We start from the raw sequence: 25,433 nt of genomic DNA, 5'->3' as shown, positions 1-25,433 counted from the left end.
GATTGTAAGATAATAGAATTGCACCTATCCCTTTCATACCAATCGTTAGAGCTTATTTTTCATGTCCGAAACTTGAATTAATAACAATTTTTTCAAATCCACATCAGATTCACAAAGAAAATGGTCTTAAATGGGCTAATTTCTTTATAAGAATAGCGCCCGATTGTGGAAAATTGAAATGTGAAAGAGATGCAAAGCTCCTGTCGATTAGGGAAGTCCTATTACATCAACAAAAGCACCTTTTACATATACCTCTAATTGTAATAAACACAATATGAATTTAATTAGGTCTTTCCATTTCACTCATGAATAACCACGAACTGAGCACCAATACAATAATAATTACGTAAAAAAGTACGGTTTTCAATTTGGGCTTACTCCCACTTTTCAAAACTTGAACACCTAAAGGAGGAAGAGCTATGCAGAGTCCTGTTAGTGAGATTATCGTTGTCATATTTGTTCCTTTTAGTACACCCAATGCTAAGACAAACATCATTCCTAAAGCAAGTGATCGAAACCACCCAAAAACCTTAGACAGATATGCTCCTATAGCTAATACAATCCAGCCAAGAAGGATAGAAAAATTTAATATATTAACAACATTGAACATACCGTAAAACTCGCCAACAAAATTTGTAGCTACTTCAACATTTTCAATTTCTACAATTTGAAAAGCGAAGTGATCTACTCCCGAGTGGAATGCCCTTGCAAATAAACCAACAATTACTAATAAACCACCCCAAAGACCTAGACGTGGCTTTTTTTTACTAATTAACTGTACAAGGATTAAAATAGCTGGAAATAATAAAATCATTCCAATTAAAAATAGACTATAGGATATGAGCATTAAGGTTGGATGTGTATCATAAGCTGCTAACTGATCAGGGAAAAAGAAATTATATTGTATTCTAAGCAGTGCAGAAATAACTAATAAGATAGGAGCTATTATTAAAGAAAGCCCTCCTAACCATCTTCCTGGGAATGAGTCTATATCATTTTGTAATATACTTCTTTCATTGAACATAATTTTTTCTCCTCCTAGCACAATACTTTGTTAATCGACAATGATATAATCTTAACGGGTTTACAGTTGCATAACAGTTACTAAACGACTTTCATTTATTAACTGGCCACGGCCAACGTGAATAAAACAAGCATTGGGTTAGCTTTCTTCTTTTTGTCTTCTCTTGAGGTTCAGAATCATCCTCCTTATTTTCATCTAATCGAAGTAAGGAGATTGAACTGTTTATCAGAATGAAGAACCACACAACTGGAAGGTTTTCAAGGGATTTCGTATGCTCACACTTGGCTGGCCAGATGGTGTGTCTTTTAGGCCACTTGCTTTTTTCTTTGAGTTCAAAAACAGAGAAAAATCGGTACAAGAACATCGATTCGAATATAAACTCTTCCACTAATCTGCTTTTTTTAACACAATAGTAGTTGCCAAATTTGGGTCACTCCTTGCTCGGCTATTGCAGCTTTTAAGTGAAAAAAATCAATTAAAAAAAAAAAACAAAATCTACTAACTCATTGAATAATATTAATACATGATCAACTAACTCAATTGACTTTCATTGCAGAGTGTTTCTAAATGGTAACGGATTACTTCCTTTACCTTTTCTGGAGAATAGACATCAGGTCTTAACAGAGCATGAATGGACAATCCATCAATTAATGCCGCTAGCCTACTCTTTTCTAATTTTACATTAGTTGAATCAGATAAAATCCCTTGTAGAGCTAATATCTCGATCATTGAACTTGCTAATTCATACATACCGTTAGTCATTTCATCTTTTTTTTCTTTTAAAGTATCACTTGTAAGTGACTGAAGTGCAAGGATCCACCAAACACTCGTTTCGATTTTCTTTTCTTCATCAATTGGTATAAGCTCTAATAAAACTTCCGCAACCGCCTGCAATGGATTGTCTGACCAACTTTTACTTTGAGAACGTTTTTTCCCTTCTTCCAGATAATAATCCATGATAAATAATAACATTTCATCCTTAGTTGAAAAATAATGTCTTAACGCTCCAGCAGACATACCTGCTTCAATAGCAACTCTTCTTATAGATGCTTTTTCGATTCCCTCTTTCTTAATAATACTCCAAGCGGCCTCAGCAATTGACTTCCTCTTTTTTTCATGATTAACAATCCTTGCCATAAAAGATCACTTCCCTTTCTTAACACAGTGTGTTATTATAACTTTAACACACTGTGTTATTTAAATTATAACATATAAAAAGGAGGGACTCTATATTTGATCGAAAGTATTGAAGCATTGATGCCTTCTTCATCAATAGACACATCGATAGCTTTGCTAATTATTTCTATTTGCGCATTAATTGATATATTAAGTCCTGGTGTACTTGCTGTAACAGCTTATTTATTATTGACACAGCCTAATCAATTATCTTCTCGCTTGCTTGGTTTTTTGTTTATTACGCAGTTTGGCTACTTCGTAGTGGGCTTATTCCTATACTTTGGTGGAGATTCACTATTGAAAGGAATCGGAAAATTATCTGAATTTGACTTTATCAATTGGTTTTATCTCCTTTTTGGAGCAGTTATGGCTCTAATTAGCTTCTGTAAACCAAATGATAATACAAAAAAACGTTTAATTTCATTTATACCCCAAAAAACAACGATGAAAGGGATGATCATGTTAGGTATCATTGTTTTTCTAATTGAATTTGTAACTGCCTTGCCTTACTTTTATTCAATTTTGTTAATGAATCACCTAACAATTGAGCCTTCCTCTTCTATCTTTATTATAATTGGCTACAATCTTGTAATGGTGCTTCCTTCTCTTCTTTTGTTAGGGGTAAATATTATGTTTAAAGAGAGACTGCAACAATTTCTAAATAAAATTAGATCAAAATTAAATGAAGCTCCGATTTCCTCACTGTTGGTAGCGATAGGAGTAGTAGGTGCGGTTTTTTTCAATATCGGTCTTAGAGGCATATTAAATTAAAAAATTATTAATGAGGTGTTCATCATGAAAGAAATAATCAGTGGACTTGGTCTACTTTTTGTTATACAGGGAGTAGGCGGATTAATCAATCATTTGACTAATGGTGGAAAAAGTTGGTTTTTGGTAAATTATATTGATGCGTTTCAGGGATTTGAAATTGTTATGGACATTATATTTATTGTAGTTGGCGGAATCATAGGTTTAGCCTCTTGGAAAATAGATGGATCAACTAAAAGAGAAAATTAAAATATAAAGCAAATAGTACGGCTTATACATAGCCGTCCAGTTTGGCGGATGCTCCGTTGAGATATATTTTTAAATATTCATAGAGGGGAACATAAGAATTATTATGAATTCAAGACATATAGGGAGCTCGTCTCTCCAAAAGGAAGGTCGGTTATACTTTATCGATAACCTAAGGGCAGCTCTTACAATGTTAGTAGTGCTACATCATTTAGTGTATTTTTCCATCTATAACGAGGTATTATCACAAGGATCTATTGGGGCTGTTATGGGCCTTCTATTCCTTGCTTTTAATCAGACTTTTTTCATGGGGACGTTTTTTCTTATTTCCGGATATTTTGTTCCTTCATCTTTTGAACGTAATGGAGCAACCCGATTTATCAAAGATAGATTCATCCGGTTCCTAGTCCCGTTTATCTTCTACGTTCTCATTCTTAGCCAAGTTCAATCAATTGAAGTCTATATGCTTAACCAGGAGCCATTTACATGGCAAACCTATTTTTCACATTTAACTTACGGGCCGATGTGGTACGTCGAGCTACTTTTCGTATTCGTTTGTTTATACGCAGTCTGGGCGAAATTTATGAGTAAAAATAAGCTATCAGTAGTTCGTCAGAGTACGCCACCCACCTACAGGATGTTTACAGTCTTTGTCATGATATTATCAGTAGGATACTTCATCATAAGACTGTGGGTCCCTGCTCTTGATTTACCCGGTGGGTCTCCCGGGGTTCAATCATTCGTTGGACTTTTTACAGCAAGCGGCTATGATCTCCCGCAATATGTCGGGCTATTCATTTTGGGCATCATCGCTTACCAACGCAATTGGTTTCGAAATACTCCTGATTCTATGGGGAGGGCGGGTTTTGGAATTGCAATTGGAGCATCGATTCTTCTCCTTCCCTTAGTCTTGATATTTGGGGTAGACGGATTACAGTTTTCTGGCGGCTGGAACTGGACATCTTTGGTTTATTCTCTGTGGGAAGCTCTATTTTGTGTTGGCGTCATTCTCGGATTAATCATATTCTTTCGCAAAAGAGTTTTTCTTCAGGGAAAAGGTTGGAGCTTCTTGTCAGCCCATTCCTTCGTGATTTATATCATTCATATACCGATTATCGCTATTGTTATAGCTGGATTGAAGGTCATCCACTTTCCACCATCCTTCATATTTCTAGCTACGATTCTGATCACGATACCACTTTGCTTCTTGTTAGGTTATATAATTAGGCAGATTCCCTTTGTGTCAAAGATTCTTTAGGGATGGTGAGTTTTAAAGAAAAAAAGAGGATACGACGATAACCATATCTGCCCTTATGCTTTTCAAAAATAGAACTAATGAGCCTTTCTACTTTGAATTTTTATCTGAGTGCTTAAAAGTATTAATTTTATAATAATAAGTGTTACGTGGAATACCGACAATTTTGAGTAATGCCTTCACAGGATAATCGTGCCTTAGCTCATATACTACTTTTACTTTTTGTTTTGTCGTAATTTGTTTTCTTCTTGAACTAAGGCTTTCAACTTTTTGAAATAGAATTTTCCATTTAATAATATGTATAAATTTTTACTCCCACCTGGCTTATGTTCAGTTGGGCTTTTTTGTATTTAATGAATATTTTTTTAAAAATATTGCTTTTATTTTTGGCATTTCATAAAAAATCTTGTTGAAGGTTATGAAAGGGGAAATCATCACCCACCTTTGCAGTTGCGAAGGGAGAGGAAATGCATGATAGAACCAGATCGTACCGAGTGGCAAGTTTGCTGTGCATTTAATGCTTTTTGTAAACGTGTATTGAAGAATGAAGCAATTAATATTTTCAACGAAAGACAACAACGACAAGCAAAGGAGATGACATTTTCTGATCTCACACCACAAGAATAAAATCAACTCTATACCTTAGATAAGCAATATGAAGGAGAAGAAGGACAAAGTTTTCAAGTGGCTGGAAAGAAAATAACTCCGAAATTACTCGCTGAAGCGTTGCGTACTTTGCCAAAAGAAAAGCGTAAGACTGTCCTTTTATACTACTTTTTTGACAAATCAGATGTAGAAATAGCTGAACTACTCGATATTCCACGTAGTACCGTTCAGTATAGGAGGACAAGCTCTTTCAAAAGGTTAAGACAATTTTTGGAGGAACATGCAGATGAATGGAGTGATTAATTCTAATGTTGGAAACAACGAGCGTGGTTTATTGCCGTACCCAATTATTTTAGCTGCAAATAAGGGTGAGCCAGAAGCAATGAAAGTAGTTGTTCTACATTATGGAAGCTATATGACAAGCCTATCCATGCGTAAGCTCCGTGATGAACAAGGAAACACTTATTGGGGCATCGATGAAGATACACGCGAACGCTTACGAGCGAAGCTTATGCAATCTGTTTTAGCTTTCAAAATTTGAATACAGAATGGTTAGGTTTTCCCTTTCATTAATCATATATTTGTTCTTTGACAAAGAAAGCACGGAAGATAACGCTGTGCAGTATAAACTAAAAAATCAGATACATTCTACTGATGACGAGCCACTTGATTCATACGCCACGACTTTCGTTAGAAACGAGCGATAATCTATGAATCTAATGCAATCGTGGTGGATTGCTGGCGATAACCCATCAGTTAGGATAATGATACTCCCCTATCGTCATGGTTCGAGCGTTCAAAGCGTCGCAAGCTATGAGTAGGGCTGGAAGAAATACTTGCAGGGGTGAAATTCCCGTGGAGCTGTACCAACAGCCGTCTGATTTTTAATTGATTAATTATAAGGGGGCGTGTTTTTTGAAACAGAATTTGATTCCTTATAGTATGCAAATTGCTATGTTAAAACAACTGCTAACCCGTAAATTGATTACTGAGAAAGAATATTACATGGTTAAAAATAAATTAATGAAAGAATATGGTGTTATTTCTGATATTACAAGCTGAATTGTGTTTCTATTAGCGATACATTTTGTATGGGAGTTATCATATTTCCAATCATTCGATTTTTTGATGTTAGAAGATTTAAGGATGTTCAAATTGAACTTCAATAATATAATCGGTCTAGATTCTAGAGCAATGAGGATTTTTTTAACAAAGGAATACATGACAAAACACCTCTCGAACCGAACATTCGAGAGATGTTTCGCTCTTATTTGTTTACAATGCGATTGTACGTATTAACAGTTAATACATAATAGACTGCATAGATGATAACAAAGAAGACTATAGCCATTAGAATAGGGAAGATAAGATTGATTCCAATTAGATTAGAAATAAAGTTGCTAGTAAAGTACAATGTCACACAACTATGCAATATTCCTACGGTTAGTGGCAATCCGAACACAAATAATGACTGTCTTTTGATTGATTTACGTATATCCTTTTTATTGACACCGATTTTTCTAAGGATTTCATAGTGTCCTTTCGCCTCATTCGCTTCTGTTAACTGTTTGAAATAAATGATACTTCCACTTGCCGCTAAAAATACAAGTCCCAAAAAACCAAAAATAAAGAGAGTAATTGCGTTTCCTTCTTTACCTTGCTTATACTCAGTATAAAATGATGAAGAAACTTGAAAATCGTTTCCAACCAGTTTATTTACTTTCTTTGAAGTGGCTTGTGCCGTTACTTCATTTTCCACTTCATATACTTTATAAGTTAATGGAGCCTCTTTTTTGGCTATCTCAGCAAACATTTCGTTACTAACTACGAGAAAGAAATCGGGATAATCGAAAGGTAGCACATTACTTTCAACCATATGAACAAATGGCAGTTCGCTGCTTCCTTGAGGCAATTGAATCGTTATATTTTCTCCTTTAAAAACCGACTTCGTATATTCAGTAAACCTTGGCTGGATTACTGCTGCTTGATTTCTTGATAGTAAGACTGTTTCATCCTTATTTAAAGCATTCGCTGCTTTATTAAATGTACTTTCTGAGATTAATTGCACAGGATTTATGTCATAATCCAGTTGAAATGAGAGTATTCCTTTTACCTGAATGACGGGTATGTCTAGTTGGGCTTTTATTGGATGTCGATGATCTGCTTTTATTATTCTCTCCACCTGCGAATCAAATTCTGGACCTTTTGACAAATGCGAATAGCTGAACGGAACAACTTCCTCAGCTCTTTTTTCGTTGCTGTAATACCCACTGTAAGTTGCACCTAAGAAACAAATCGTTGCAGAACTCAACAATGCAATGACTGTAAAGGTACGTGCATTCCCTCTAATACGAAACAGTAAGCGAGATGTTTCAATTATTCTAGTTCCTCTGTAATAACGCGACTTATTTTTTTGTGATAATCTTAATAAATAGACCGTTACAGATCGAAAAAATAAATGGGTGCCAATGACGAGAGCAACAAAAGCAATACCATAATTTTTCATTAAATATTCCGTAGTAAATTCGTCAGGAAATGGTTTTAATATCAGCCAGTAACTAACGACAAGCAATATAACTCCGATAACAGCCGATATAAGTGAAACCTTTGGAATTTGTTCACCTTTTTTCTCATCATAGAATAATTCGATTAATGTAAAACGATAAATCAAACGGTAACCTTGAACGGAAGTGAATAAAATAATGACCATAAAGACTATGACTGTTTGGGTAATCGCTAGAATGGAAATACCGAAGTCCACCTCGGCAATTGAACCCATAAGTTTTATTAAAATCATTGCAAATAATTTGGAAAGTAAGGTTCCAAGAATAATTCCAATAACTATTGCAATGATTCCCATAATCAAATTTTCATAAAATAACATTTTTGCAATGGTTTTCTTGCGTAAACCAAGTATGGCGTACAATCCGACTTCTTTCTTCCTTTTTCTTGTGAAGAATGAATTGGAGTACAAAATAAAGATTGCTACGAATAAAATTAAGATAATTGATGATACCCCAAACATGAAACTCATTGTATCCGACAATTCAATGCTTTCCTGAATTTTTTCGCTATATTGCAAGGAAGTGAACGTATAATAAATAACCATGCTGAAGACGAGCGTAACAAAATAGACAAAATAATTATTGAAGTTACCTTTAATATTTTTCCTTGCTAAACTAAATAACGTCATTTGCTCCACCCCCCAGTGCTGATAGAACATCCAACACCTTGTTGAAAAATTCTTTGCGGGATCTTTTCCCTTTCACAAGTTCTGTGAAGATTTTACCGTCTTTAATAAATAGGACGCGATTACAATAACTTGCCGCATAAGCATCATGGGTAACCATTAAAATTGTTGCCTTGTCTTGTTCATTAAGATCCTTTAAACTTTCTAATAAGTCTGTTGCTGATTTCGAATCCAACGCACCTGTTGGTTCATCTGCCAATATTAGGTTTGGCTTTGAAATAATCGCGCGTGATGCTGCCGTGCGTTGCTTTTGTCCCCCAGAAATTTGATACGGGTACTTATTTAAAATGTCGCGAATGCCAAACTTATCTGCCACTTCATCTGCTCTTCGTTCCAATTCCTTAACGTTCAATTTTGCCAAGGCTAACGGCAAGATAATATTTTCTTTCACAGTTAGAGTATCTAATAAATTATAGTCTTGGAAAAGGAAACCAAGTTTGTCACGGCGAAAGGCAGATAATTGCTCTTCATTCATCTTTGTCAAATTGATTCCGTCAACCACGATGTCACCAGCAGTCGGCTCGTCAATTGTTGCCAATATATTTAGTAAAGTTGATTTACCAGCACCCGAGGGACCCATAATACCGACGAATTCACCTTCCATGACGGTTAAGTCTATATCCTCCAAAGCTGAAAATACATTTCCCTTTGCACCATAGACTTTTTTTATTTGTTTTGCTTCGACAATAGTTTTCATATTTAAATCCTCCATTCAGAGTTGTTTTGTTTTACGTTTTTATTTTACAATAGGTGCCCTTTATATAAACTTACAGCTTGATCTCGTAACCTTACATTTTCGTCACATTGATAAAAAATATGTTTAAACACGATATTTTCTTTGTATGTTGGTCGATATTCAATTAATATGATGTTAAAGAAGGATGATTGTTTGGAGGGAAGAGGAATGAAAATCATGATTGTGGAAGATGATTTGACCATTCGTGATATGGTAGGGGAAACATTAGAAAAGTGGGGTTTTGAAACCGTTAAGATCGAAGACTTTGACCAAATCATGCAGGTATTTCTTAATCATGATCCTCACCTAGTCATCATGGATATCAATTTGCCATCGTTTGACGGATTTTACTGGTGTAATAAAATCAGAGAAATTTCAAAGGTCCCTATGATCTTTCTCTCTTCCCGTGATACACCAATGGATATAGTGATGTCGATAAACATGGGAGGAGATGATTATATTCAAAAACCTTTCCATATGGATGTATTGATTGCAAAAATTAATGCACTCCTCCGCAGAACGTATTCCTACATGGAAACACAGTCTAAGACAATCGAACATGATGGAATTATATTAAACCTTGAGAACGGAGAGGCCTTACATGGAGATCGAAAGTCGGAACTCACGAAAACAGAATTTCTTATTTTGAAAATCCTGATGAAAAATAAAGGAACCATCGTCAGTCGTACGAAAATGATGCGTAGCCTTTGGAAGAATGAAAATTTCGTAGACGAAAATACATTGACGGTTAATATTGCTCGTCTGCGTAAAAAGCTTGCTGAACTTGGAAAAGAACACTTCATTATGACTAAGAAAGGACAAGGTTATATTATCCAATGAGTTTCTTTCAATATCTAAAAGATAAACGGAATTTCTTTATATTAAACGTGATCATTATGTTCTTTGTTTCTTTGATGACGATTGTGAGCACAGATTCCAGAAACACTGTAAGTAATATCGTATATACCAATGTGGTTATCTTTTTTATTGTAGCTATATACGTAATCATCGAATACTATTACAATAGAGAATTTTATCGGGAATTAAATGATTTGGTTGAAAGTAATCATGAAGAATTTCTCGCAACTCTGCCTAAACCGCGAAACGATGAACAACTGTTATATCTTGAGTTATTAAAAAAAGTAAATAGTGTGCATGGCGATCAATTACAAAAGTTGTATAACGAAAAAATGGATCATCAAGATTTTATTACATCTTGGATTCATGAAGTCAAGGTTCCGATTGCGGCAGGTCGCTTGCTTATGGAAAACAGTAATGGAAGAACTGTTGAATACCTTGTGGACAAGTTTGAAGATGAGTTGGATAGAATCGAAAATTACGTGGAGCAGGCTCTTTATTATTCTCGCATTGATTCTTTTTCCAAAGATTATTTTATTTCCGAGGTAGTGTTGGATCAAGTTGCTAAAAACAGTGTAAAGAAATTTGCCAAATCTTTTATTAACAAGCAAATTCGTTTTCATATGGACAATATTGAACAGGTTGTCCATACCGACAGTAAATGGCTTGGTTTTATTATGGATCAAGTTTTTTCAAATTCTTTAAAATATACAGGTGAAGGCGGGGAAATCTCCGTACAATTTGAGGAAGATCTAAAAGAAAAGCGGCTACAGATTCAAGATACAGGCATTGGAATTAAGCCAGAGGATATCAGCCGCGTATTTGAAAAAGGATTTACAGGATCTATTGGGAGAAGTCATGCCAAATCTACCGGTTTAGGTCTCTACCTTGCAAAAGAAATGGCTCTTAAATTAGGACATGACCTTTCCATTCATTCAGAAGATGGGAAATATACGAAGGTCATCATCCACTTTCCAAAAATCAGAAATTATTATCATCTATAAGTATAATGGTGGGGTTAAAGAAATTGGTTAATCGGAAAATAGTATCAAATTAAAGGTGTTCAAGTAGAATAATGTTTATCGTAAGGCTTAAGAAATATTAAATAATATAGCCAATAGTAAGTGAATTAATTGATAAAAAAATAAGTACTTGAAAATAGCTATAACCAGGTTTTTATTATATTTTAATCGAACTTTTCAAATATGGTTTTATTAATACCACGATAAATCAACGTTATATGTCCTCTTTTTATCTCCAGTTCCAAGTATGGGAAATATTATCCATGGTTTTAACATGCATATGCAATGACTTTTGAAAATCAATTGAGGCTCAAACACTTTATTTAAGATTTTTATTTGGTTATAATTTTTATGGGGTAATCGGAAAATAGTGTAGAAAGAGGGTTAAAAATAACCCTCCTCCATTGCTTTAGTCAGTGGTGAAAAGTCAGCACCATAGATTTCTTCATAAACCCATTCATAGCCTATTTGACCCCAATTCGGGAATTGATCAGGTAACAATTTTATGAAAGTAGCTTCAACTTCTTTGAATTTCTTTTTCTTTTGGGTATTCGGATTATAGTGTTGAAAAACCCTATTAAATAAATTAATGTTCATAGCACTGTAAATCGTATAATTGGATCTACGCCAATATTCTGGACACAAAATAGATGGTGGATTGGACAGAGCTCCATTTCATAAGAGTGGGTTGGTCTATGTCGCTTGACATGGAGCCTCTATGGGCATGGGTGTCTTGCGAAGGGCGAAAGGGTCAAACAATCCTTTCGCAGGCGGACGAGCCTAACATGCCCCCCCTCCATGTAAAGCGCCGTGCTCAGACATGATGCAGTGACTTAGCCGCCACCCGGATTTCATCTTCAACCTGTTGTGGGGTCTTATATTGAAGGCTGCCATGCATTCGCTTTCGATTATACCAGCCTTCAATGTATTGGAAGAGATGAATCTTTGCAGAGGCGTAATCCAGATAAGTTACGTGATGTATTTCTTCCTTCTTCAAAATAGCATGGAAGGATTCAATACAGGCGTTATCGTACGGGCAGCCCTTTCGACTGAATGATTGTCTGATCTTTTTTGACTCAGCCTCTTCCATGAAAGCCTCACTCGTATATTGGGAACCCAAGTCACTGTGCAGAATTAACTCCTCTGGTGGTAGATGCGTGGCATAGGCGTTATCCAATGCTTTAATCACCAGGTCTGTTGTCATTGTACAAGAAAAGGAATAGCCTACGATTTTCTTTGAATGCAGGTCCATCACAGAAGCAAGGTAGCACCAGCCATCCTTTAATGTATGGATATACGTAATATCGGCCACCCATTTTTCATTGATGGTGGTCGTAGAAAAGTCCCTGGCCAGGATATTCTCGCGTTCGATAACTGTTTCTTTGCTTGGTGTTGGCCGATATTTTTTAATGACGATGGAACGGATGCCCTCTTTTTTCATCAGTCTCTGTACACGTTTCAGACTTACTCTATATCCTTCCGCACAGAGATATTGGTGAATTTTTGGGGCTCCATAACGTCCTTTGCTTTCTTCGTGGATCTCTTTGATCCTTTTTGTCAGCTCCTTGTTTTCCCGCTCACGCTTGGATTCGGTTTCTTGGAGTGTTAGGTAGTAGGAGCTTCGCGGCAATTCCAAGACTTCACACATAGTTTGGATGGGATGTTGGTCTTTATGTTGATCAATCACGGAAGCTACTGCAGATTGGCTTACCTTTTCGCGAATATGGCCATAGCCTTTTTTAAGATTTCATTTTCTTCCTGCAGCCGGCGAAGCTCCTTTTGAATCTTGGTATAGTCATCCGCCGTTGCCACGGTTCCATCTTCAAATTTGACGGGAGAAAACTTTTTGACCCAATTATAAATGGAGACATCAGATGCACCATATTCGCTGGTTAATTGCTTGACTGGAGTGCCAGATTGATATAATTCCACAACCATCCTTTTGAAATCTTCATTAAATTTATTTTGGTTTTTATTATGGCCTTTCATTGGACACACCTCTTCTTAATCTTATTCCTCAAAAATTATGAAACTAACTAGGATGTGTCCATGAAAATATACTAGCACCACATGTTTGGGGTGGGAAAAAGAAAAAAGACCATTATCTTGAACAAAACGTTTGAATCATTTCCAGAAATATTTCATTTCCCTAAACCCTACATCCCAAAGCTTTTCATTCCCCTTAACGATTATCGTAATCTTACTTGCACGTTCAAGTGGAATTTCAAACATTTGTGGAAACAATTCCGGATAATTCAGTTGCTCCGTTCCAGAGCCGGATAATACCTCACGACCATCGACTAAAACTCGTATACTTCCATCACTATCCATTAAGTCCGGTATTCCATAATAAAATGAAAAAATAATCTCCTTCTTGGACGTATAAGTGTAGGTTTCACTTCCTTTGCCTTTGGCGCCAAATATATTATATCCAGGTTCGACGTTTTGACCGCTAACTTTAAAGCTGTACGGTTTTGTTCCCGCTGTTGTATGCCCGGAACTATTTTTCAGTTCATTTAAAGCTATAAAGGGACCCTCTGCTTTGGTGAACGTTTTCTCCACAATTCCGCAAATTGCTAATACCCCGATTAGAATAACAATACACGTGATAACGGTAATAGCCATATTTAGCCAAAAGTTTTTTGTTCGATACCCTAGTTTGTACGCTCCGAATCCGATGCTTGCGCCTAGAGAGTTTTGAATGGCATCGTTAATATCAAAGCTTCCGAGCAAAGTTAGTGCCTGTATGGTTTCGATCACGAGAATAGACAGGAAGAACAATGAAAAGAAACGAATAAACTTCACACGGAATAACAATAGAATCAATATGCCGAATGGAATAAAGGCTGCCACATTTCCTAGATCTACGAAATCCATCAGAGTAGGATGCAGAAAATCAGAAATCTTTGGCAAATGGTAGAACTCAATCGGAAAAAAAATAAAGGTGACCCCAGTCGTGCTTGCAAATGCACCTATTCTGCCGAAAGCGAAAAAAATAAAATATAGTATCAAAATAGTATAAAGAATAGTTACGGTAAAAATAACTGTACGTTTTTGTGGCAATGTTATTTTGCCCTTGGCAGTCATATAAAAACACCTCCTGAAACAGTGTATCAAAAGTCATGTTTAAAATACATGATTTACTATAACCGTTACAGATATCAATGGAACCTGATGACCCCTATTCAATACAGAGATCACCTTCTTAAGTCTGCCTAGCTTTTTTATGATTGTCCTTTACAAAGGGTACAGTCTAAAGAAGGAATGGCTCCTTTTTTGTGGAAATAATCGCACCTCTGGTTGTCTATCCGCTTCGTGGACAGGATTATCCTCCACACCGACTAAATTTTTTTACGGTCAATTCCACAAATTTATTGACAGACCTGTTTTAGGACTATTTTTGCACAGTGGCAAATCGTGCAGGAGTGACCCTGCCACCTTTTCTAAAGAGTTGATTCATAAATGGTAATGAGGAGTATTTCATAGTACTGGAATCACTTTCTTCAAGTAGCTTGGCCTTATAAAAGTGTCTTTTACAAAGGGTACATTATAAATTTAAAGTCCTCTTTATAAATATATTTAGAATTTGAATCAAACGTTGTTCTTATGCCATTCTTCTCGATTTAATTCTCCGTTTATTGCGGCTGCGGATACAGCTCCTGAAGCAGCTGCAACAATAGATTGGTGCAAGTGTGTAGTTGCATCCCCAGCTGCATAAACACCAGGTACACTTGTTTTTCCAAACTCATCGACTTCAATTATTCCAGTATCCAACATCCGGCAACCAAGTGCGACAGGTAATTCCGATCCAAGTACCAATTCTGCCTTGAAGAAAATTCCTGTGCATGGAATTTCTGTTCCATCCTCAAGCTTAACATGCCTTACCATGCCTTGATTTGATTGGATGGAATGAATTGGTGAATGAAATAACGGGATATTATGCGCACGCAATTCTTCACGTTCTGCTTCACTTAATTCATTGGGACCATTTGTACAAACTACAAACTGCTTTGTCCACCCGTAAATCAATGGGACAAAATGCATTAGCGCTGCTCCTCTGTTTATGACAACTAATTGCTGATCTCTTAGTTCCCAGCCATCACAATACGGGCATACAAATGCGCTCTTACCATAGACCTCCGCCAACCCTGGTATGCCAAGATCGCGATCCTTCATTCCGATAGCAAACAACAGTTTTCTAGTGGCTATCTTCAACCCTGAAGCAGTTTCCAACAAAAATTGACCATCTTCACCTTCTATCAACTCGATAGTATCTTCCAAATGTGAAACTGACGGATAAGTGTGAAGCTGCGATTTAGCAATATTTCTAAATTCATGTGGGCTAATGCCATCACGTGTTAAAAAGGCATGAGCCTCTCTAGTCACTGCATTACGCGGTTGCCCCTCATCGATAATCAACGTCTTCTTCCTAGCCCGTCCTAGTATAAGTCCAGCGCTTAAACCAGCAGGACCTCCTCCAATAATAACAACATCAACTTCCTTCATGATTAACTCCCTTCCTCTTATTAGTTTAACTTTCCAAATGTGTATACGCCCAATAATTACTCTGTACATCTCATATGTAGTTAAGACCTAACCAGTACTACTGAAATACTGTATTCTCACTCTGCTACTATGTTACATGTTGGCATCACCTCCTTACATAAGAACTTATCCACTAGCTCATTCGACTTTTAAATAATTTGCACATCTTTGAAACATCATCGATAGGCGCTGATTTTACTCTGTATATAGATTTTTCAGTCATAAATCCCTAGTAAAATTCGATGACAGTCAGCGATATGAATATGCAGACTACGTACAGAAACTCTTCCTTAACTTTCGATCTCTTTCCTATAATCTTCCGGGGACATCGTTTCACAATACCGGATTAAAAATCGCTGTATCTTGAATCAACTTATACGGTCCTTTTATACATGTTCATTTTTGGATTCTCCTAATTTTTTATTATAATTTCATTAAAGACTATAGAGACACTTATTATCTATAATTGGTTGAAAGAATATGTGCTAGAAAACGATGTTCATTTCCCGCACAAGATCGGACATTTTTTTATTTCTCAAATGCTCTTCCATTTTTTCCTCTGCTTCCAATACTACTCTTTGAATCGGACAATCTGGTCCATGATCGAAACTACAATCAAACAAAGAGGCAGATCCCTCAATTGCATGAATAATGTCAAGAAACGAAATATCCTCCCAATTTCGTTTCAGTCTATATCCACCATTCACTCCTGTTATGGATTCAATCATACCAGCCTTTACTAGCTTGGTCAGTATCTTGGACAGATAAGTTGGTGACACCTTTTGCTTCTCAGCAAGCAGCTGAACGCCCACAGGTTTATCCGGAGTCGCTGCAGTAAGAAAAAGCATCGTATGTAGAGCATAATCTGTAGCCTTTGAAAACTTCATTCATCATCACCCTAATTAAGGATTTTATTTATCTATAATAACTTGAATGTTGTTAAACTCCAAGTATAATGCATGGGCTATTATATTATAGCAGCTAGTCGAACTTCTTGAAAATGCTCTAATCGTGACTATAAAACCCCATTTCTCTCGTTATGAATGGTAATGCTTCTCTTATATATTATTATGCAGACACATTACTACGATATTGTCAATCTATGCCCCCAACTTAATATAACAGCTTATAACCTATCCTTCTTTCTAATAATAGCTTGTAGAAATATTCTTTTAGTTCTTTTTTATAATTATTTATATATTTGGTTTGAAGGCTTCAATGATTTTCATACATTGTGAATTAAGTAGAGTTTTGGAATTTATTATTTGAAATAACAATTCTACGATGTAAACTCGATTTGTCTTTTCTGCTTATTTCATTCTAGCCTTGACTTTTATTAAATAGTCTATCAAATTTCAAGTAATGTAACATGTACTTTGCAAGTGTTATGATTGCAAAAATCAACATTAAAATTATTGTGATGGAAGCGCCTGGTGGTGTACCCAATTCATAAGAAGTGACTAAACCACTTAACATGCCGACAAGTGCAATGACCATTTCATTTAATATGACACCGTAGAAGCTTTTGCTTAAACGAAGCGATATAGCTGCAGGTAAAATGATAATGGCTGAGACAAGTAAAGCCCCGACAATCGGCATTATTACTGCTATTGTGACCCCTGTTAACACATTAAACAAAATCGACATCGTTTTAATAGGCAGGCCAGCTTTAAAAGCTGTTTCCTCATCAAATGTAAGAACATACATAGGTTTTCGATATATTAAATATAATAATCCGATAATTATCGTTAATCCTAGTAACATCCATATTTGTTTTGTGAATAGTAACAATTGAACCGAATAGAAATTGTGTTACACTTAATGTAATTCCACCAGCACTTATTTCCATCAGGACAAGCGCTACTGCCATTCCGACAGACATTAATATGGCAATCGAAATTTCAGAATATGTGCGATAAATTTGACGCAAAAATGCAAGCAGAGTTGCGATAATGATTACCACGAGAATATTGGTACATGTCGGATTGATGCCAATTAACAGACCAAGCGCTACCCCAGATAACGAGACATGGGATAAAGTATCTGCCATTAGTGATTGCCTACGCAATACCAAAAACAATCCTAATATTGGAGTGATTAATGAGATTAAAAATGAAGCTTGGAAAGCTCTTTGCATCAATCCATAGAAAAACATCTCCAAGGTGAGTCCTCCTTCCGTATCAACTCAATGTGTTTATTAGCGTAGTGACGAATCTCTTCATGATCGTGTGTAACCATTAAGATACCCTTGTCATGCTCTGTACTATTGTGCTTCAATAATTTATAAAATTCATTACGTGAACGTACATCCATTCCAATTGTAGGTTCATCTAATATAAACAAATCTGGATCTGTTGAGAACACACGAGCAATTGATATCCGCTGCTTTTATCCACCTGATAATTCCCCTATCTTTTTATGATGCATCTCCCACATTCCCACTGATTCAAGGGAACGACGAACATGCCCTTTATCTTCTTTATCTAACCTTTTAAACCATTTGCCTCTTTGAAAACGCCCTGACTGCACCAGTTCTAGTACAGTGCTCGGGAGATAGATGAGCTTGTTCAGCAATGTCTTTGATCGTGATGTCATCCAGCAGATGGGCTTCCATGTATTCGATTGTCTTTTGTAATGATTCTACCAGTGCCATATGGTTCACTCCTTTAATGGCATGTTACCTTATTAACTTCTCTAAATCCTGTCATTTTGCGCTCGATCCAGACAGTTGCCTTTACGTAATAAATCATACCAACATAAACCAAACGAATTAGTTAATTTTCATAACCTGTTAGCACAGCAAGTAGTCGATATTTTCTATATCTTTTTTTCAACTCATACCTTAACAATACATTGCCAGAATCAGAGGGAATACCCCGACCTCTCCGCTACTCAAATATGGGACTGGCTAAAGGAGCACGATCCGGAAATTGAAGTTGGGGAAAATACGGTAAGAAGCCGCATCCGGCCGCTGCGAAAGATGTACGGGAGCCCAAAGGAGGTGCAACAAAGGCAGTATGAAGCCGTTCCCAATCCCCCCCCAATGGAACAAGAATCATGAATCCACTTTTCTAAAACTCATTTTTTGAAAGCATCGCAGTCAACAGATTCTTGATAGTTGATTCATTGCTTCATATTCTTTGTTTGATAACTCTAAAAGAATATCAGAAGCCTGATTTAGGAATAGTAATTCATGAGTCTCTCCAGCCTTATTAATAAGCTTAGATACCTCCTCCCACATAGGTGCGATTTTAGTAAATAGAATATATCCATTTTGTAAAGGAGTATAATCAACTATACTCAAACATTCTTTTAAGAAATCTCTATACATATTTCTAAATAGGGATTCTCCAGTTCCCCCTCGCTCCATTAGTGTGGCTGCTAAAACTAAATCATCCTCAATATTTTCACTTCTCTCAAACCACTTCTTAATCTCTACAATTGTTTTCTTAATACCTTTATAGCCCAAATTTTTGATAGGAGGATTCTTATAATCTAAAGCGTTATTTTTGATTGCTGTTATAATCACATCCTTTAAATTTGGCATATCCTCTTTTTTCTTAATGGTATAAGACAGATTTTTTGAGACATTGGACCTTTTTCGTTTCTTGCCAATGCCAAATTTTCAAGACTTGTTTTTACCATTCCCCCCTGTTGCTTTGTATCAATCAGGTAGGCAAAACTGTCGTCATATCCATACATTGCCACATAATGACCAGCAAATTGTACCTTATTAGTGAAGTAATAACTGTCAAGCTTTAAGTCTACTACAACTCCTTGATCTATGTTTTGTCTAACATGTTCCCAAGCCTCCCTTTTTATGTTCTTACTATTTTATTTAGCTAGACCTTTCATGTTTAATTACGTTTAACAGATAAGAAATGACTTTAAAAAACTTTATTTTTGTATTATTCATTATTTTGTTCGATCAGTTTTTATGGAATTGTAATAAAATAGAGTTTGACATTTAAAGTATTTCTTCTTTTGGTCCTTTATATTAAATATTAAAAATGATTCTACCCAACTGTTAATATTCAGTTGTGTGAATCGATTTCATAATTGACGTTTTTGAAAATGGGTTGAGTTACCCTACGATGTTTTTTAATGTTTTTTTAAAAAGGTATTGCGATTTAATCACGCTGTTTTTAACGAATGTTGCTCCATTTCTAGTCTGATCCGGTCTGCGGCTAATTTTGAGGCATTGTAAACAAGCGTCACCAATTGGAAGTGAAGCCTGGCTTTCTTACCGGTCCGATGACGGACATTATTGAGTCCAAAGAATTCCTTTAAGTACGCATTAACCCGTTCAACAGCTGTGCGTTCCTTGTAAAGTTCATTCCACTTTTTCGAACCTCTAGCTGGATGTGTGTACTTGCGGATATCCGTCGATTGCCTGATTTTAAAGGTCATTTGACAAAGGGAATCGAGTCGCAATGGGCAAACTGTACATTCTTTTGGACGTGTGTATTTCAGTGTCTTGTACTTCTGGTCGAAGCTGTCGTAACGATAAGAATGTTCCCGGACGCATGTAGGTGCGAAATGTTCATCGTATCCAACTACTTCCCTTTCATTGCGCTGGTTATATGGGATGACAGCCTGTAGATTCTGATTGGTTAATTGCTGATATATGGGCTCATAATCATAACCTGCATCGAAAAGACCGGCGGTAAATAAAGCTGGAAGATCCCGATCAATTTTCTTCAATAATGGGATGGCTGCCTTCCCATCATTGAGATTTCCTGACGTCATTATACCCGTTAGAATGTATTGACTCTTTGTGCTGACGGCTAAATGTCCTTTATAACCAAACCAGAAGGTATTTTTCCCATCACTGTTTTTCTTGATTCCCCATTTTGGTTCGATGGGAGCTTCTTTATACAACGTTTCCACTGATTCGGATAGCTGGTGAACAATCTCTTTCTCATAAATCGGGCGTGCGTTTTCGGCAGCCTGTTTTTCCTTTAACCATTGCTCTCGTTCCACCTTCGGCTTGCGTCCGCGCTTTTTCGATGTCTGCTTTTCTTTCTTTTTGGAGGCTTGCGCACGATCTCTTGCCTCAAAATGCGTGGCAACGAAGGCGATGTTTTCATCGCTGATATGCCCCTCGTTGATGGCAAGTAGAATCAGTTCATCATGGATATGTGTCATCACATTTGATTCGCTGATGACAGTAATCATCCTTGAATAGGAGGCTTCAGATGGAATTTGGTCCGAGTGAAGAAACCCACAGTCATATCGAAAAACCGGGTCACGTTTTAACCGTTTGATTAGGTCCTTGATTGTCACGATACGCTCCACCATACGAGCGATAAGTGAATAGACCATGGCACCATAATTCAGTTCTCTTGGGGCACCTACTTTTTTTGGTTTATCGAAAAGATTCCAAAAAGGATTCAGATCGATTGTCGAAAAAACAGCCTCAAAGTGGTGGGTAGGTTCCAACTCATATAATTCATGCATGTCAAATAGGCTTGGTTGACGTATAATGGACATAGGGCATCTCTCCAGTCTGTTATGTTTGTGTGGTAACTTACATTATACAGGATTTGGGGAGGTGCCTATTTTTTTACGTCTTGAAAGCCTTGAGCCCCAAGGGCTCGGGATTATGAAATTAACTCGTGTTATTGTTTTTTTAAAAATTTTTCTCTGATTTTTGGCATTTTACAAAAAAACTTGTTGAAGGTAATGAAAGGGGAAATCATCACCCATCTTTGCAGTTTCGAAGAGAGTTGAGTGTATGGTACCGAACGGCAGGTGCGTTGTGCATTTAACGCTTTTTGTAAGCGAGTACTGAAAAATGAAGCAATCAACATATACAAAGAAAGGCAGAAACGGAGATAACATTTTCAAATTTAACACCGCTAGAAGAAAAACAGCTCTATACCTTAGACAAACACTAAAAGGGAGAAGAAATAGAAGGACTTCAAGTAGCTGGTAAGAGAATTACTCCTACACTTCTTGCAAAAGCGATGCATAGCTTGCCAGTTGAGAAGCGTACTATCATCCTACTATACTACTTTTTTAATCTTTCTGATGTAAAAATTGATCAATTGTTCAACATTCCACGTTAGTACTGTACAGTATAGGCGAACGAGTTCTTTAAACCGTTAAGACGTTTTTTGGAGGAACATGCAGATGAATGGGATGATTAATTCTAATGTTGAAAACAACGAGCGTGGTTTATTGCCGTACCCAATTATTTTAGCTGCAAATAAGGGTGAGCTAGAAGCAATGAAAGTAGTTATTCTGCATTATGGAAGCTGCATGACCAGTCTGTCCATGCGTAAGCTTCGTGATGAGCGCGGGAACATTTATTGGGGTATCGATGAAGATACACGTGATCGTTTGCGTTCCAAACTAATGCAGTCTATTTTAACTTTCAAAATTTAAGTAGAGAGATTTCCCCTTTCATTATATTATTTGTTCTTTGACAAAGAAAGCATGGAAGATAACGCCATGCCGTATAACAAAAATCAGATACATTCTGCTGATGATAAGCAACCTGACAAGTACGCCAAGACTTCCAACATGGAACGAGCGAAATAATACGTTGTCTAAAACAATCGTGGTGGATTGCTGGCGATAACCCATCAGTCAGGATAATGATACTCCTCTATCGTCATGGTTCGAGCGTTTGAAGCGTCGCAAGCTATGAATAGGGCTGGAAGCAATACTTGCAGGGGTGAAATTCCCGTGGAGCTGTGACCAACAGCCGTCTGATTTTTGACTTTCAGTTTAACAAGATAAGTTACAGTAACTATTAAGTTATGAGAATAAGACCTTTTTTTAGTGCAAGAGCCAAATTCACGCAACGTATTAGAATTAGTTTTATAGACGCGATATAATAATAGACAGATATCAAATAGCATATCCTAGTCTATGGAAAGGAGTTTATATGGTCACAGTCACTAAAAAAGACTTGATAGCACTAGGTTATGGTCCTTCTTATTCAGCTGATATCATTAGAGAATGCAAAAAACTAATGATTTCAAAGGGCCACACGTATTATCAATCTAAAAAGTTGGATCGTGTTCCTAAAGAAGCTGTAGAGGAAGTATTAGGGATAACTTTAGACGTGTGATTTGTACTTCTTGCACTAATTGCGTAAGGAGTGAAATCATGACTAAAGATATCATCAAAAAGGCAAAGAACGGAACTTATTATTTTAGGGCAAATTTAGGCTATCATCCCATCACTGGTAAGCAAATCCAGAAGTACCGTAGTGGTTTTAAGACCAAAAAAGAAGCAAGGGAAGAATATTCTAAGTTACTACTAACAAAGTCAGACTCCTTAGAAGAAAAACAAGAGGACATTTTATTTCGACAGTTTATTGAAGATATTTTCTTACCTTGGTATAAAACACAAGTAAAAGGAAGAACGTACGATAATCGATTACCGACTGTAAGAAAACATTTCACTTTTTTTGATAACTTATTCACATCAGAAATTACCCCAATTCATGTTCAAAAATGGCAATTAGCATTATCTAAAAAGAAGTATCGTTCTTCTTATATTAGAAATGTTCAAGGGTTGTTTTCCATGGCAATGGATCGAGCTGTTGTTTTAGGTTTAACCGAAAGTAATCCATCGAAAATTGTTGGAAATGTAAAAAAGACAAAGACAAAAATAGATTTTTGGACAAAAGAAGAATTTGAAAAAGTCATCTCCCTTTTTTATAAGGAAGACTACTATCAACATTTTTTATTTATTTCATTGTGGCTTTTGTTTATGACAGGCATGCGAATTGGAGAAGCCACTGCGATTCAATGGGAAGATATTGACTTTGACAAAGGTTTGTTATCAATCAATAAAACACTTTACTATAAGAATTTAGATAACTATTCTTTTGTAGAACCAAAAACAAAAGCTAGTGTCCGTCATATTGCATTAGATGAGGATACATTAATGTTACTCCACGAATGGAAGGAAAAGCAGCAATCTATCGTCCAAACCAATTTTGTGATGAGCTATAATGGTATCCCTACACAAAAGCATACGTTAGCAAATGCCATTACACGTTATTCAAAAAAGGCTGGGGTTCATCGAATAAGATTACATGCTTTAAGACATTCTCACGCTTCTCTGCTTATTAGTATGGGAGAAAACCCATTAATTATTAAAGATCGCCTAGGACATGAAGATATTGAAACGACACTCGGCACCTATGGACATTTGTATCCAAACAGTAATTTTGAGGTCGCTCATAAACTAAAAGGTATATTGTCTTATCAAACTGCAACTGAAAATAAAGATACTTCTCCCAAAAATCAATTCACAGTTCAATATTTGCGTAAGGACTTAGAAACAAATAATGCAATAACAATGCAATGACAATAGGGAAAAGAGCCGAAACCCTTATAAACAAAGGGGTTTCCGCTCTCCTTCTACTACTCCCACTCAATAGTAGACGGTCTACCTTGAACCCTTGCTATCATTGCATTCAGACAATTTATTTTCCCCTATGGTAGGGTTTTGGTAGGGAACCAATTCCATCTTAATATTTTGATTTCCATTGAAATCCATATAAGTTTCCTTAGAAAAATTAAATTTAATATTCCCTGCCATTTTTTCAGCAAGAGGTTCATCATTTCTACTCCACAAATGTGCATAATGTTTTAGAGTTATTTCTGGCGAACTATGCCCTAACCTTTGTGCTACAACTAAAACATCAGCATTAAATTCATTAATTAAATAGCTAACATGAGAATGCCTTAAACCCTTAGCTTGTATATCTTTAACTTTAGCGATTTTTGCATACCTAGTTACTATTCTAGGAATCGTTGACCGATGAACAGGTAATCCAGTATAACTTAATATGAAATCTTCTATTCCATGCTCTGATTGTACTTGTTTCCAGTTTTGCAAGATTGCCAATGTATCATCATCTAAAGATATTGTTCGTATTCCGTCTACCGTTTTAGTATATGGCTTTCTTATGAAATCTTTTGATGTCTTATATTGTAAAGTATGATGAATCCTTAACTTTTTCTTCTCGAAATCAACATCATTCCAGTAAAGAGCCAAGCCTTCACTCACCCTTACCCCTGTCATATAATATAACCATATTGCAACAAAGCACATATGCTCGTAAAAGTTATGAGTATAAATTACTGAAATAACCTTTTCAAATTCCTCTTTTGTCCAATACCCAACAATACTTTTCGCTTTTGATATTGCTTTTGTTTTCTTCGAAACATTTTTCTCTAAAAATTCCAAAGTCACAGCATACTCCATTGCTTGTCTAAATCCTCCATAGATCAACCCGGCATAATTTTGTGAATAACCGGGTTCGTTCAAGAGCCAAGTTCTATAAGCTTCACAATCTCTTACATCAATCTCTCTTAGCACTTTATCAGAAAATCTATCCTTAATCATTTCAAAAACAGGTTTTCTTGATATCCAGGTACTCTCTTCTACGTTTGATTGATAATGTGGAAAAAAAAACAAATCCATAAACTCACCAAATTTAAGCCTGTAATTAGCATAACCATTTTGGCTAAGGTATTCATTTCTTATTCTAGTTGCTTCCTTATAAGCTTCTCTAGCAGATTTAAATTTTTCACCATTATTATTTTTTCTAGCTTTCTTTTGAATTCTTTCACCTGTTACCTTATCTACTCCTAATTCAATATGATAGAAGTAGCCTCCACTACTGTCTGTATAAACCCCTTTATATTTAGTTTTAGCCATTTGTACCACTTTCCTCAAAGGATACACCGATAATATTTTCAACTGCGTGACATGGAACTCTACCAAGTCGCTTATTATTGTAATAAGGATAACCTTGTTGAACCATGTAATACTTTGCTTGTCTAATAATCTCAACTGCTTGATTTTGTAAAAAACCCATGTCTTTTAATTCATTTTTTGAAATAGTTTTATTCATATCGATTTCCTCCTTTTTTATTTAAAGACATAAAAAAAGAGCAGACGTTTTAATCTGCTCT

General features: G+C 36.1%; 28 protein-coding genes and 2 pseudogenes. 13 read left to right on the top strand and 17 right to left on the bottom strand.

Translation table 11 applies throughout. From position 1 onward, the window contains the following. Positions 1–280: 280 nt before the first annotated feature. Positions 281–1,024, bottom strand: coding sequence for a hypothetical protein (locus MKY45_RS06905; protein ID WP_204670187.1), 744 nt, complete (start codon positions 1,022–1,024; stop codon positions 281–283). 531 nt (positions 1,025–1,555) lie between these two features. Next, on the bottom strand, positions 1,556–2,161 hold the full coding sequence (locus tag MKY45_RS06895; protein WP_042532680.1) for a TetR/AcrR family transcriptional regulator: 606 nt from the start codon (positions 2,159–2,161) through the stop codon (positions 1,556–1,558). A 96-nt stretch (positions 2,162–2,257) separates the two neighbouring features. Here MKY45_RS06895 and MKY45_RS06890 point away from each other — a divergent pair, with 96 nt between their 5' ends. The 7 genes from MKY45_RS06890 (at position 2,258) to MKY45_RS06865 (ending at position 6,137) form a co-directional block, all read left to right on the top strand. After that, positions 2,258–2,971 (top strand): GAP family protein, encoded by a 714-nt coding sequence (locus MKY45_RS06890; protein WP_204670188.1) that lies wholly within the window; start codon positions 2,258–2,260, stop codon positions 2,969–2,971. A gap of 24 nt (positions 2,972–2,995) precedes the next feature. Then, a complete protein-coding gene (locus MKY45_RS06885; protein WP_042532676.1) occupies positions 2,996–3,217 on the top strand; it encodes a hypothetical protein in 222 nt (73 codons plus the stop codon). A 103-nt stretch (positions 3,218–3,320) separates the two neighbouring features. Next, a complete protein-coding gene (locus MKY45_RS06880; protein WP_204670189.1) occupies positions 3,321–4,472 on the top strand; it encodes an acyltransferase family protein in 1,152 nt (383 codons plus the stop codon). Between the two features lie 468 nt (positions 4,473–4,940). Continuing rightward, positions 4,941–5,096, top strand: a complete 156-nt coding sequence (locus tag MKY45_RS23270; protein ID WP_445667623.1) for a hypothetical protein — start codon at positions 4,941–4,943, stop codon at positions 5,094–5,096. Positions 5,097–5,153: 57 nt separating this feature from the next. After that, positions 5,154–5,378: an RNA polymerase sigma factor gene (locus tag MKY45_RS23265; protein WP_445667622.1), complete on the top strand. Its 225-nt coding sequence runs from the start codon at positions 5,154–5,156 to the stop codon at positions 5,376–5,378. Beyond that, positions 5,362–5,616 carry a helix-turn-helix domain-containing protein gene (locus MKY45_RS06870; protein ID WP_077735386.1) on the top strand — a complete coding sequence of 85 codons (255 nt, stop codon included), beginning with the start codon at positions 5,362–5,364 and terminating at the stop codon, positions 5,614–5,616. Before MKY45_RS23265 ends, MKY45_RS06870 begins: the two co-directional genes overlap by 17 nt. Positions 5,617–5,990: 374 nt before the next feature. Beyond that, positions 5,991–6,137 (top strand): SHOCT domain-containing protein, encoded by a 147-nt coding sequence (locus MKY45_RS06865; RefSeq protein WP_091775827.1) that lies wholly within the window; start codon positions 5,991–5,993, stop codon positions 6,135–6,137. A gap of 205 nt (positions 6,138–6,342) precedes the next feature. Here MKY45_RS06865 and drcB read toward each other — a convergent pair whose 3' ends face one another. Both drcB and drcA read right to left on the bottom strand, forming a co-directional pair. After that, positions 6,343–8,268, bottom strand: coding sequence for a daptomycin efflux ABC transporter permease drcB (gene drcB / locus MKY45_RS06860; RefSeq protein WP_094423637.1), 1,926 nt, complete (start codon positions 8,266–8,268; stop codon positions 6,343–6,345). After that, positions 8,255–9,022 carry a daptomycin efflux ABC transporter ATP-binding protein drcA gene (gene drcA, locus MKY45_RS06855; RefSeq protein WP_018705605.1) on the bottom strand — a complete coding sequence of 256 codons (768 nt, stop codon included), beginning with the start codon at positions 9,020–9,022 and terminating at the stop codon, positions 8,255–8,257. The genes drcB and drcA overlap by 14 nt, the downstream gene beginning before the upstream one ends. A gap of 207 nt (positions 9,023–9,229) precedes the next feature. Between drcA and drcR the strand changes: the two genes are divergently transcribed. Together drcR and drcS are read left to right on the top strand one after the other, a co-directional pair. Then, entirely contained in the window at positions 9,230–9,901 is a 672-nt protein-coding gene (gene drcR, locus MKY45_RS06850; protein ID WP_018705604.1) for a daptomycin efflux response regulator transcription factor drcR, read from the top strand. Beyond that, on the top strand, positions 9,898–10,923 hold the full coding sequence (gene drcS / locus MKY45_RS06845) for a daptomycin efflux sensor histidine kinase DrcS (RefSeq protein WP_077113179.1): 1,026 nt from the start codon (positions 9,898–9,900) through the stop codon (positions 10,921–10,923). Before drcR ends, drcS begins: the two co-directional genes overlap by 4 nt. 402 nt (positions 10,924–11,325) lie before the next feature. Here the strand turns inward: drcS and MKY45_RS06840 are convergent, their stop codons facing one another. From MKY45_RS06840 to MKY45_RS06830, 3 genes are all read right to left on the bottom strand, one after another. Continuing rightward, the gene (locus MKY45_RS06840) at positions 11,326–11,538 is read right to left on the bottom strand and encodes a hypothetical protein (protein ID WP_033369738.1); all 213 of its coding nucleotides are present in this window, start codon (positions 11,536–11,538) and stop codon (positions 11,326–11,328) included. Positions 11,539–11,755: 217 nt separating this feature from the next. Next, positions 11,756–12,930 (bottom strand): IS3 family transposase gene (locus MKY45_RS06835; RefSeq protein WP_139345697.1). Its coding sequence is split into 2 segments (ribosomal slippage): positions 11,756–12,687 and positions 12,687–12,930, totalling 1,176 coding nucleotides; the frame shifts between segments, so codons are not numbered across the junction. 135 nt (positions 12,931–13,065) lie between these two features. Next, a complete protein-coding gene (locus MKY45_RS06830; protein WP_256705924.1) occupies positions 13,066–14,028 on the bottom strand; it encodes a VanZ family protein in 963 nt (320 codons plus the stop codon). On the opposite strand from MKY45_RS06830, the gene MKY45_RS06825 reads away from it, so the two are divergent. Then, on the top strand, positions 13,996–14,160 hold the full coding sequence (locus MKY45_RS06825) for an IS3 family transposase (protein WP_328799779.1): 165 nt from the start codon (positions 13,996–13,998) through the stop codon (positions 14,158–14,160). The two genes, MKY45_RS06830 and MKY45_RS06825, sit on opposite strands and share 33 nt — an antisense overlap. Positions 14,161–14,532: 372 nt before the next feature. On the opposite strand, the gene MKY45_RS06820 is transcribed toward MKY45_RS06825, so the two are convergent. The 8 genes and pseudogenes from MKY45_RS06820 to MKY45_RS06790 form a co-directional block, all read right to left on the bottom strand. Next, positions 14,533–15,447: an NAD(P)/FAD-dependent oxidoreductase gene (locus MKY45_RS06820; RefSeq protein WP_018705598.1), complete on the bottom strand. Its 915-nt coding sequence runs from the start codon at positions 15,445–15,447 to the stop codon at positions 14,533–14,535. Between the two features lie 524 nt (positions 15,448–15,971). Next, on the bottom strand, positions 15,972–16,373 hold the full coding sequence (locus MKY45_RS06815; RefSeq protein ID WP_018705597.1) for an RrF2 family transcriptional regulator: 402 nt from the start codon (positions 16,371–16,373) through the stop codon (positions 15,972–15,974). Between the two features lie 433 nt (positions 16,374–16,806). After that, positions 16,807–17,647, bottom strand: a pseudogene (locus tag MKY45_RS06810) (metal ABC transporter permease). Further along, positions 17,623–18,036, bottom strand: a pseudogene (locus MKY45_RS06805) (metal ABC transporter ATP-binding protein); the annotation flags it as partial. The pseudogenes MKY45_RS06805 and MKY45_RS06810, both read right to left, overlap by 25 nt. Then, on the bottom strand, positions 17,978–18,139 hold the full coding sequence (locus MKY45_RS06800; protein WP_018705595.1) for a helix-turn-helix transcriptional regulator: 162 nt from the start codon (positions 18,137–18,139) through the stop codon (positions 17,978–17,980). The gene MKY45_RS06800 and the pseudogene MKY45_RS06805, both read right to left, overlap by 59 nt. A 447-nt stretch (positions 18,140–18,586) precedes the next feature. Then, positions 18,587–19,063, bottom strand: coding sequence for a DUF4872 domain-containing protein (locus tag MKY45_RS06795; protein ID WP_256205324.1), 477 nt, complete (start codon positions 19,061–19,063; stop codon positions 18,587–18,589). After that, the gene (locus tag MKY45_RS23260; RefSeq protein WP_077735397.1) at positions 19,021–19,308 is read right to left on the bottom strand and encodes a BtrH N-terminal domain-containing protein; all 288 of its coding nucleotides are present in this window, start codon (positions 19,306–19,308) and stop codon (positions 19,021–19,023) included. Before MKY45_RS23260 ends, MKY45_RS06795 begins: the two co-directional genes overlap by 43 nt. Before the next feature lie 312 nt (positions 19,309–19,620). Next, positions 19,621–20,979, bottom strand: coding sequence for a transposase (locus MKY45_RS06790; RefSeq protein WP_341172770.1), 1,359 nt, complete (start codon positions 20,977–20,979; stop codon positions 19,621–19,623). Positions 20,980–21,621: 642 nt separating this feature from the next. Here MKY45_RS06790 and MKY45_RS06785 point away from each other — a divergent pair. The 3 genes from MKY45_RS06785 (at position 21,622) to MKY45_RS06775 (ending at position 23,817) form a co-directional block, all read left to right on the top strand. Next, on the top strand, positions 21,622–21,876 hold the full coding sequence (locus tag MKY45_RS06785) for a helix-turn-helix domain-containing protein (protein ID WP_341172769.1): 255 nt from the start codon (positions 21,622–21,624) through the stop codon (positions 21,874–21,876). A 505-nt stretch (positions 21,877–22,381) separates the two neighbouring features. Next, positions 22,382–22,567 carry a DUF3173 domain-containing protein gene (locus MKY45_RS06780; protein ID WP_010097541.1) on the top strand — a complete coding sequence of 62 codons (186 nt, stop codon included), beginning with the start codon at positions 22,382–22,384 and terminating at the stop codon, positions 22,565–22,567. 38 nt (positions 22,568–22,605) lie between these two features. Continuing rightward, positions 22,606–23,817 carry a site-specific integrase gene (locus tag MKY45_RS06775; protein ID WP_332094247.1) on the top strand — a complete coding sequence of 404 codons (1,212 nt, stop codon included), beginning with the start codon at positions 22,606–22,608 and terminating at the stop codon, positions 23,815–23,817. Between the two features lie 81 nt (positions 23,818–23,898). On the opposite strand, the gene MKY45_RS06770 is transcribed toward MKY45_RS06775, so the two are convergent. Then, positions 23,899–25,176 (bottom strand): tyrosine-type recombinase/integrase, encoded by a 1,278-nt coding sequence (locus MKY45_RS06770; RefSeq protein WP_341172768.1) that lies wholly within the window; start codon positions 25,174–25,176, stop codon positions 23,899–23,901. Next, a complete protein-coding gene (locus MKY45_RS06765) occupies positions 25,169–25,372 on the bottom strand; it encodes a DUF3173 domain-containing protein (RefSeq protein ID WP_341172767.1) in 204 nt (67 codons plus the stop codon). The genes MKY45_RS06770 and MKY45_RS06765 overlap by 8 nt, the downstream gene beginning before the upstream one ends. Between the last annotated feature and the right edge of the window lie 61 nt (positions 25,373–25,433).

It is taken from the genome of Oceanobacillus sp. FSL K6-0251, from assembly GCF_038004725.1.
Taxonomy (GTDB): Bacteria; Bacillota; Bacilli; order Bacillales; family Amphibacillaceae; genus Oceanobacillus; species Oceanobacillus oncorhynchi.
The sequence above is the reverse complement of the archived record's forward strand: the minus strand, read 5'-3'. Positions and strand labels throughout refer to the sequence as shown.

Bases quoted from the DNA above. Each gene is read 5' to 3' on its own strand.
- drcS (WP_077113179.1), top strand. From the start codon at position 9,898: ATGAGTTTCTTTCAATATCTAAAAGATAAACGGAATTTCTTTATATTA.
- drcR (WP_018705604.1), top strand. From the start codon at position 9,230: ATGAAAATCATGATTGTGGAAGATGATTTGACCATTCGTGATATGGTA.
- MKY45_RS06765 (WP_341172767.1), bottom strand. From the start codon at position 25,372: ATGAATAAAACTATTTCAAAAAATGAATTAAAAGACATGGGTTTTTTA.
- MKY45_RS06790 (WP_341172770.1), bottom strand. From the start codon at position 20,979: ATGTCCATTATACGTCAACCAAGCCTATTTGACATGCATGAATTATAT.
- MKY45_RS06905 (WP_204670187.1), bottom strand. From the start codon at position 1,024: ATGTTCAATGAAAGAAGTATATTACAAAATGATATAGACTCATTCCCA.
- MKY45_RS06830 (WP_256705924.1), bottom strand. From the start codon at position 14,028: ATGACTGCCAAGGGCAAAATAACATTGCCACAAAAACGTACAGTTATT.
- MKY45_RS06815 (WP_018705597.1), bottom strand. From the start codon at position 16,373: ATGAAGTTTTCAAAGGCTACAGATTATGCTCTACATACGATGCTTTTT.
- MKY45_RS06770 (WP_341172768.1), bottom strand. From the start codon at position 25,176: ATGGCTAAAACTAAATATAAAGGGGTTTATACAGACAGTAGTGGAGGC.
- MKY45_RS23270 (WP_445667623.1), top strand. From the start codon at position 4,941: ATGATAGAACCAGATCGTACCGAGTGGCAAGTTTGCTGTGCATTTAAT.
- MKY45_RS06775 (WP_332094247.1), top strand. From the start codon at position 22,606: ATGACTAAAGATATCATCAAAAAGGCAAAGAACGGAACTTATTATTTT.
- drcB (WP_094423637.1), bottom strand. From the start codon at position 8,268: ATGACGTTATTTAGTTTAGCAAGGAAAAATATTAAAGGTAACTTCAAT.
- MKY45_RS06780 (WP_010097541.1), top strand. From the start codon at position 22,382: ATGGTCACAGTCACTAAAAAAGACTTGATAGCACTAGGTTATGGTCCT.
- MKY45_RS06870 (WP_077735386.1), top strand. From the start codon at position 5,362: ATGAATGGAGTGATTAATTCTAATGTTGGAAACAACGAGCGTGGTTTA.
- MKY45_RS06840 (WP_033369738.1), bottom strand. From the start codon at position 11,538: ATGAACATTAATTTATTTAATAGGGTTTTTCAACACTATAATCCGAAT.
- drcA (WP_018705605.1), bottom strand. From the start codon at position 9,022: ATGAAAACTATTGTCGAAGCAAAACAAATAAAAAAAGTCTATGGTGCA.
- MKY45_RS06880 (WP_204670189.1), top strand. From the start codon at position 3,321: ATGAATTCAAGACATATAGGGAGCTCGTCTCTCCAAAAGGAAGGTCGG.
- MKY45_RS06885 (WP_042532676.1), top strand. From the start codon at position 2,996: ATGAAAGAAATAATCAGTGGACTTGGTCTACTTTTTGTTATACAGGGA.
- MKY45_RS06820 (WP_018705598.1), bottom strand. From the start codon at position 15,447: ATGAAGGAAGTTGATGTTGTTATTATTGGAGGAGGTCCTGCTGGTTTA.
- MKY45_RS06895 (WP_042532680.1), bottom strand. From the start codon at position 2,161: ATGGCAAGGATTGTTAATCATGAAAAAAAGAGGAAGTCAATTGCTGAG.
- MKY45_RS06800 (WP_018705595.1), bottom strand. From the start codon at position 18,139: ATGGCACTGGTAGAATCATTACAAAAGACAATCGAATACATGGAAGCC.
- MKY45_RS06785 (WP_341172769.1), top strand. From the start codon at position 21,622: ATGAATGGGATGATTAATTCTAATGTTGAAAACAACGAGCGTGGTTTA.